This window comes from uncultured Muriicola sp. (assembly GCF_947258935.1).
Classification (GTDB): domain Bacteria; phylum Bacteroidota; class Bacteroidia; order Flavobacteriales; family Flavobacteriaceae; genus Muriicola.
In genome coordinates this window covers 1-2683 of the sequence record NZ_CAMYKH010000133.1, presented here as the reverse complement: position 1 = coordinate 2683, position 2683 = coordinate 1, and the positions used below count along the sequence as shown (strand labels likewise).

The following is a 2683-nucleotide window of genomic DNA, read 5'->3' as shown; positions in this document are numbered from 1 at the left end:
GTGATTGCCGCCAGACAGCGTTATTTGCGAAAAAAGAGAGATAATCGGGCATCTGGAATAAATATCGATACAATTCGACCTGAAGTTTATTTGGATGAATCGTATGTCAATAAAAATCATAGTAATGATTTTATTTGGTATTCAGATGAAGACGGTCCTTGGGTGCAAAAACCAACAGGAAAAGGTGAACGGCTCATTATTATAAATGCAATCACTAAATCTGGTTGGATTTCTGGCTCCAAACTTGTATTTAAGAGCACAAGAAAGACTGGCGATTATCACGGGCAAATGAATTGGGAATTGTTTAAAAAATGGTTTGCAGAGATGCTTCTGCCCAATATTCCTGAAAACTCTCTTATCATAATGGACAATGCACCCTACCATAATACTCTTTCAGAGCATTCACCGCCAACGCCCTTGTGTTCCAAGAAAAAAATTATGCAATGGTTAGAGCAAAACAAAATTTACTGCCGTAATGACTGCTTAAAGCCCGAGTTGGTGGAGATCTTGAAAAAATTGGCACCTGAGCCAGTCTATGCAATTAGTGAAATTGCACGATCTCACGGTCATGAAGTTATCAGAACTCCACCGTATCACCCTGAGTTACAACCAATAGAAACTTGCTGGGGAGTAGTAAAAAATCATGTAGCCAGAAATTGTGATTTCACAATGAATAATTTAATCGAACAACTCGATTCTGGATTTGAAAAGGTCACCGCTAAAACATGCGCAAAAATTATCGCGAAAGTGAGAAAAATTGAAGATGATTTTTGGACAGAAGATTTAAAGTTTGACGCACAGGAATTAGACTAAAATTAGTATCAATTCATTTGCGAACCACTATAAGTCTAAAATTCAATAGAAAACCTCATCTTTTACTGGTCAGTCGAGCATTTTAACGCAATTTCAATTTTCCAAGTCTTCGTATAATAAGTGTTTGCGGCGTTTACGGTTAATAATGCGTAGAGTATTGCAAAATGGAACTTTTTCGCCAGAATAGAAGTACTCGGTTTGGATTACACTTTGAACCACTGCCTCTGAAGGGGTTTCTGATGAGCGAGTTCGCAGCCATCCGTGGTAGCTGCCCCATATTTCAGCAGCACGGGTGAGTGCCAGATATTGCAAAAGTCCAAGGCTAATGCCTGCGATATTAACAAATCGTTCAATGGCCTCGACGACTTGTGTGGCTTTTTCACGACCAGATTCACTCAAAGTAGGTAGATCCGACTTTTTCTTGCGCTTTAACTTCGGCCATGACTTTGTCCAAAAACGATAACAGAAACCTCCGACAAGGTGCTTTAGAAACAAAAACATGACCTCAATTTTGCTGCGATATGAATAAATGGTAATGATATCGATTGGGCTAAGATTAAGATCGGAACACATCAACACGTATTTTCCATCGCCGTCTTTTATGCATATGAAACGAACAAAATCATCAATCGGCCGCCACAGCAGATCCATGCACATATATTCAATGGTTCTGCTTTTGCCGTATGTGCTCAATTGCGCTGTTGTAAAAAATTCCGGAAAATCAAACCAATCCATGAGTATGAATTTGTCATCGTCATCATACTTTTTGGTAGAAAATTCCCGGTCAAGAAACCCGACATAGTTTTTCTTTGCCCGGGTAATAACATGGACCAACTGTTGCGCATCATCAGTGACCGCGGTCTTTAAAATCAGAAACATCGGACCGGTTGAAAAATATGCATCCAAAGCGACATAGCATAGTTGCCCGGTCTTTGATGCGCTCTGTAGCACAAGATTCGCCATGCGGGTTACGATGGTGGCCGGTTTGCCGTTAATCCCTTTGGCCGGGCGGATCATGTCAATACCTTCATGCAACTGAGCATGCAGTGGAAGACAGAAGTTTTTTTTACATGGCCGATCAGAAGCCCAACGTATCCAAAATGATGCCCCCAGATTGTAGCGCCTTTGCCACTATTATCCGAGTCCTGATGCAGGCGTTTAACACCGGGCATCTTGAAGGCTTCCTTACAAATCTTGATGCCATCGCCAATCAAAAGCAACCGGTCGTTGAATCGGATAACCGGAAAGCGATTGACCGCCATTGATGTCCATTGCACCAGCAGATCTTCGAGCCGCCAGGATGATGTTCTGAAAAATAAAAGTAGCGCATCATAGTGTGTAGGGCTTAGGAAAAGCCATCTGATAAAGCTTGTTACGCCACTATGATCGAATCGAATAACGAATCCGAGAATTACAATGACAAACCAGTTAAAGGACGCTTCGTATGAAAAAACACAACGGAACTCAGCCAACAATTTATCCAATATTTTCAGCATGATGAAATAACCTCTCAGTAAATATAGCTATTTCATCATATATAGCTGATTTTATTAGCTTTGTCCAGTATTACCTAAAGTTATTTAATTTAATCAGAATTATTTAAATCCTCGACTGACCAGATATAGAAAGACTGAAGAGACATTATAATTTATTTAAAGATGAAATAGAAAAGGAAGAGAAGAAAATACAAAAACAAGGGAAAAATACCGATTCAAACTACAATGTTTTTTCATCACATCCCAAGGTTGGCCGCAATGATCCATGTCCTTGCGGCAGCCGGCTGCGATTCAAGAAGTGCTGCATGCGATCGGGCCGCCTTTGATGGCTCCAATCGCGACGAATACTTTTAGAGAGAAAGATTGAAACACCG

4 protein-coding genes are annotated in these 2683 nt (G+C 40.6%); 2 read left to right on the top strand and 2 right to left on the bottom strand.

The genetic code is table 11. The features are described from left to right. Positions 1-813 (top strand): transposase (locus Q0X72_RS13595; protein WP_297766520.1); only part of this gene is annotated, 813 nt, incomplete at its 5' end. Positions 814-906: 93 nt separating this feature from the next. Here the strand turns inward: Q0X72_RS13595 and Q0X72_RS13590 are convergent. Continuing rightward, on the bottom strand, positions 907-1830 hold the full coding sequence (locus Q0X72_RS13590) for a hypothetical protein (RefSeq protein ID WP_297766517.1): 924 nt from the start codon (positions 1828-1830) through the stop codon (positions 907-909). Continuing rightward, complete coding sequence (locus Q0X72_RS13585) at positions 1827-2309, bottom strand: hypothetical protein (protein WP_297766514.1); 483 nt, start codon at positions 2307-2309, stop codon at positions 1827-1829. Before Q0X72_RS13585 ends, Q0X72_RS13590 begins: the two co-directional genes overlap by 4 nt. Before the next feature lie 125 nt (positions 2310-2434). Between Q0X72_RS13585 and Q0X72_RS14000 the strand changes: the two genes are divergently transcribed. Then, positions 2435-2635 carry an SEC-C metal-binding domain-containing protein gene (locus tag Q0X72_RS14000; protein ID WP_367180467.1) on the top strand — a complete coding sequence of 67 codons (201 nt, stop codon included), beginning with the start codon at positions 2435-2437 and terminating at the stop codon, positions 2633-2635. Positions 2636-2683 lie beyond the last annotated feature (48 nt).